A 5,403-nucleotide genomic window follows, 5' to 3' on the forward strand; every position below is an offset into this window, starting at 1 on the left:
CGTGACGATGATGTCGAGCGAGCGGGACAGGGCGATGCCCACACGATCCTCGGCGCCGATGCCGCGTGCATGAAGCACGGCGGCCAGACGATCGGCACGCGCCAGCAGTTCGCCATAACGCAGCGTCTGCTCGCCACAGGTCACGGCAATGGCCTGCGGCTGCGCCAGCGCGTGGCGGGCGATCTGCGCGTGGACCGGCATGCAGGCATCGGCGGGCACTTCGCCCTGGCCCAGCGCAAGCAGGCTGTCCCGCTCGGCGGCGTCGAGCAATTCGACCGTATCCAGCGCGCAGTCCGGCGCGTCGGCAAGCTGCTGCAGCAGTCGCAGATAGTGGCGCGCCAGCCGCTGTGCGGTCGCCACGTCGAACAGTTCGGCAGCGTAGTGGAAGCACGCGTGAATCTGGCCCGCGGAGTCCTCGCGCGTATCGAGCGTCAATTCCAGCGCTGTCGCGCGCTCGCCCACGGGCGCGCTTTCGAGTTCCAGACCGGGCAGCGAGAGCCGGCCCGCGCGGTCACCGCGCCGATGGTTGTGCACCACCTGAAACAGCGGGTGATAGCTCATGCTGCGCTCGGGCTGCAACGCATCCACCAGTTGCTCGAACGGCAGGTCCTGATGCGCCTGCGCGCCCAGCACCGCTTCGCGGATATCGCCAAGCAGCGCGGAAAGCGGCCGGCGGCCATCGATCTGGCCGCGCACGATCTGCGTGTTGACGAAGAGCCCCACCACCCGCTCGGTCTCGATGCGGTTACGGCCCGCCACAGGCACGCCCACGCAGATGTCGCGGCGGCCGGTGTAGCGGTAGAGCAGCGCGTGAAAGCCCGCCAGCAGCGCCATGAACAGCGTGCCGCCTTGCGCCTGCGCGCGCTCGCGCAGGGCTTGCGCCAGCGCATCGGGGATGTCGATCTCGCAGCGCTGCGCCAGATAGGCCGCCGTGGCGGGGCGGGGGCGGTCGGTCGGCAGCGCGAGTACCGTGGGCGCGCCGGCCAGCGCATCGCGCCACCAGTTCAGCTGCCGTTCCCGCTCGCCAGCTTCCAACCAGTTGCGCTGCCACGCCGCATAGTCGGTGTAGCCGATCTGGGGCGCCGGCAGCGCCAGCGGCTGATCGGCAACGCGCGCGCGGTAGGCCGCCCCCAGTTCGTCGATTAGCAATTGCATCGACCAGCCGTCGGAGACGATATGGTGCATCACCAGTACCAGCCGATGCGATTGGTGCCCAAGTTTCAGCAGATGCACGCGCAGCAGCGGCGCAACGCCCAGGTCGAACGGCGCTTCGGCGATGGCGGCCGCGTGCACGTCGGCGGCGTCCGGGTTCGCCGACAGGTCCGTCACCGGCAACGCGATCCCCACTTCCGGGCGCACAAGCTGCCGCGCATGGCCGGCCGCGTCGGCGACAAAGCTCGTCCGCAGCGCTTCGTGGCGGCGTGCGAGCATTGCGAAGGCCGCCGCCAGTGCGTCCACGTCCAGCGCCCCGCGCAGTTCCACGCCGCTGCTGATGTGGTACGCGGCGCTATCGGGCTCGAAACGATGCAGGAACCATTGGCGCTGTTGCGCGTAGGACAACGGCGCGCCGTGGTCCGCCGACGCGTCCGGGCGCGGCAGCGCGGGGATCGGCAATTGCGAGAAGGCCATGCCTTGCTCGGCCATCTTGTCGAGGAACGCACGGCGCTGGGCCGGCGCCAGCGTGGCAAAGCGCGCGGCCAGCCGGGCCGCGGTATTGGCTTCGATCATTCAGACTGACTCCAGGGTATTGGCAAACGCCTCCAGCTCCAGCAGGGCGGCTTCGTCGGCATGGCGATGCTGCGCGGGCAGCGCGGCAGCCAGTTCGGCCAGCGTGCCGGCGCCAAACAGCAGCGCAAGCGGCGCATCGATGCCGAGTTCGCCTTGAATGCGGGACAGAAGCTGGACGGCCAGCAGCGAATGGCCGCCCAGGGCGAAGAAGTTGTCGTGGCGGCCCACCGTGGGCACGCCGAGCAGGTCCTGCCAGATCGCGGCCAGCCGCGTTTCGAGATCGCCCTGCGGCGGTTCTGCGGCAACGGCAACGGGGGCGTCGGCCTTTGGCAGCGCGCGGCGATCCAGCTTGCCGTTGGCGGTCAGTGGCAGCGCGTCGAGCCAAACGATCGTGGCCGGCACCATATTGCCGGGCAGCACGGCGGCCAGCGCGCGCCGCAGTTCGGCGGGATCGGTTCGCCGGCCGTCCTCCGGCACGGCATAGCCGGCCAGTTGCATGCCCGTTGGCGTCGCGTCGGCCACCACGGCGGCTTGCCGGACGCCCGGCAGCGCGGCCAGTTGCGCCGCCACTTCGCAGGGTTCCACGCGGAAGCCACGGATCTTGACCTGATCGTCGATCCGGCCGAKGTATTCGAAAACGCCGTCCGCCTGGCGCCGCACACGATCCCCTGTGCGGTAGAGACGGCCACCATGCGCCGAGAACGGGTCCGGAACGAAGCGGTCGGCCGTCAGCGCGGCGCGGCCAAGGTAGCCGCGTGCCAGCGCCGGTCCGCCCAGATACAGCTCGCCGGCCACGCCGTCGGGCAATGGCGCCAGCGCGCCGTCCAGCACATGGGCCACGGTGCCGGCCAGCGGCTGCCCCAGCGGCAGGCCGGTTCCGGGCTGCGGCGCCGTGCCGGCCACGTGCACGAGGACGCCGACGGTGGTTTCTGTGGGCCCGTAGTGGTTGACCAGCCGGCAGGCGGGACGCGCTTCATGAATGCGGGCGCGCAGCGCGGAGTCGGTGGCTTCGCCGCCGAGCACCAGCGTGTGGGCCGGCAGCACGTCTGCCGGCGCCGTGCCGGCCGCCGCCGCGCCGTCCAGCAGCGCGCGCAGATGGCTCGGGACGATCTTGAGCACGTCGATGCGGTGCTCGGCCATATAGCGCGCGAAAGCAGCCGCATCGAACACGCAACGGCGTTCGGGCAGATGCAGCGCAGCGCCGCTGGCCAGCGCGCCAAACAGCACCGTATGCCCGAGGTCCGCCGCCGGTGTCGATACCATCGCCATGCGCAGCCCGCGCGGCAATGCCAGTTGCGCCAGCACGCCATCGAGATAGTGGGCCAGCGCGCTGTGGGAAATCCCCACGCCCTTGGGCCGCCCGGTCGAGCCGGAGGTGTAGATCACATAGGCCAGATGCGCCGGATGTGGCGTCCGCTCTGGGTTCGGCGTCGTGCCTGCGGCGTCGCCGATGTAGAGCGCGGGCTGCGTCAGGTCCAGCATGGACACCGAGGCCGGTGCGGCCAGCAGGGCCTCGTGGCGCTGCGTCAGCAACAGCGCCACGCGGCTGTCCTCGACCATATAGGCCAGGCGGTCGGTCGGATACTCGGGATCGAATGGCACATAGGCGCCGCCAGCCTTCAGGATCGCCAGCAGCGCGACGACCATTTCCACGGACCGCTCGGCCAGCACGCCCACGGGCACATCCGGCCCCACGCCGCGCGCGATCAACTGCCGCGCCAGCGCGTTGGCGCGCCGGTTGAGTTCGCCATAACTCAGCGCCTGGCCRTCGGCGACGAGCGCCGTGGCGTCGGGCGTATCGAGGGCATGGGCCTCGAAGCGCCGATGGACGGGCTGATAGCTGCCGACGAACGCCGAGGAAGGCGACGTCCGCAGACGCGTCGCGTCGATCAGGCCGATCTGCCCCAGTGGCTGCGCCGCATCGGCCGCCATGGCACGCATCGTGGCCAGCAGCGCCTGCGCCAGCGTTTCGGCCTGGGCTTCCGCCAGACGGGCGCGGTCAAAGCGGCAGGTCAGGCGCAGCGTATCGGTCTGGGCCAGCACCAGCGTCAGCGCGTAATTGGTTTCCGCGCGGTTGGTGATGTTCGCGAACGCCAGCCCGCCCGGCGCGCGGTGCAGCGCGGCATCGACCGGGTAGTTCTCGAAGACCACGATCGAATCGAACAGCGTCTGCCCGCCGTGGCCGGCCCAGCGCTGGATGTCATAGAGCGGCGCGTGTTCGTGCTCGCGCGTGGCAAGGTTCAGCGCCTGGACCTCACGCAGCCAGTCGCCCACGCTCTGGCGCGGCGAGGGCGTGGCCACCACCGGCAGCGTGTTGATGAACAGCCCCAGCATCTGCTGGGCGGCCGGCAGATCGGCGGGGCGGCCGGACACGGTGGCGCCAAACGCCACGCTGGGCTGCGCGGTGCAGCGTTGCAGCACCAGCAGCCATGYCGCCTGCACCAGCGTGTTGAACGTCACCTTCTGCGCGCGGGTAAACGCGGCCAGCGCGGCCGTTGCGTCGGCGTCGAGGTGATGATGCTGCTCGGTATGGCCATCCCCGGACGTGACCGCTGGCAGTGCATCCAGCAGGCGCGTTGGCGTTTCCAGCGACTGCAGTTGCGCCTTCCAGAACGTCTCGCTGGCATCCCGGTCACGCGACTGCAGCCAGCCGATGTAGTCGGCAAAGCGATGTCCGGCAGCCGGCAGCGCTTCGCCCGCGTAGTGGCGCAGCACCTCGCCCAGCAAATGCGCGGTGCTCCAGCCGTCGAGCAGCAGATGATGGACGGTCCAGACCAGATGATGGCGATCCGGCCCCGTGCGCARCAGCGCGACGCGCATCAGCGGCGGCTGTTGCAGGTCGAAGCGCTGTGCGAGCTGCTCGGCCGCCAGCCGATCCACGTCCTCGGCGGCGCGCCCCGTGAAGTCCGCCTCGATCACGGGCAAGGCGACGTCCTTCGCCACCCATTGCAGCGGCTGGTCGCCGCGATGCAGGAAACCGCAGCGCAGGCTGTCGTGGCGCGCCAGCACGGCCTGCCATGCTGCGACAAAGCGGGCCGGATCGAGACCGTCGATATCGACACGCAACTGGTTCGTATACGCGCTGCCTTCGGGGGCGAAGACGCTATGGAACAGCATGCCCGACTGCATCGGGGACAACGGATACAGGTCCTGCACGCGCGCGGCATCGAGGCATAGTGCGTCGAGCCGGGCCTGCGTCAGGCCAGCCAGCGGAAAATCGGAAGGCGTGAGGCCGACGGCGCCGGAGGTGCAGTGGCGTACGACGGCTTCCAGTTCGGCCCGCAACGCTCCGGCCAGGCGCTCGATGGTGGCCGTGCGATGCCGGTTCTGGCTGAACGCCAGCGTCAATTGCAGTTCGCCGCCAAGCACTTGCCCGCTGACCGACAGCGGATGCGACAGCGGAGCGGCGGGGTCCTGGGTGCCTCCCGCCGCCTGCGCCCCCTCTTCGGCCGGCCGCCATGCGGCACCTTGGGCAAAGCTTGCATCGAACTGGCCCAGGTAGTTGAACACCACCTCGGGCTTCGGGACCGCCGCCAGCGCCGACTGCTGGGCCGGCGTGCCCCAGCGGCGCAGCAGGCCGAAGCCGATGCCTTCGCCGGGCACCGCGCGCAGTTGCTCCTTGACCGTGCGGATGGCCGTGCCGATCTCGCCGCTGCCGTCGAGCGCCACCGGGAA

Annotated in this window: 2 protein-coding genes; both read right to left on the reverse strand. The window is 70.3% G+C overall.

The features are described from left to right. Positions 1 to 1,728, reverse strand: a 1,728-nt coding sequence (locus AC1DS3_RS34670) for a condensation domain-containing protein (protein ID WP_477109721.1), incomplete at its 3' end; no start/stop codon positions are given. Continuing rightward, positions 1,729 to 5,403: amino acid adenylation domain-containing protein (locus AC1DS3_RS34675; protein ID WP_477128960.1), on the reverse strand; the 3,675-nt coding region annotated here is incomplete at its 5' end. It abuts the gene before it with no gap.

The sequence above is a fragment of the Cupriavidus sp. 01L46 genome (assembly GCF_056399905.1).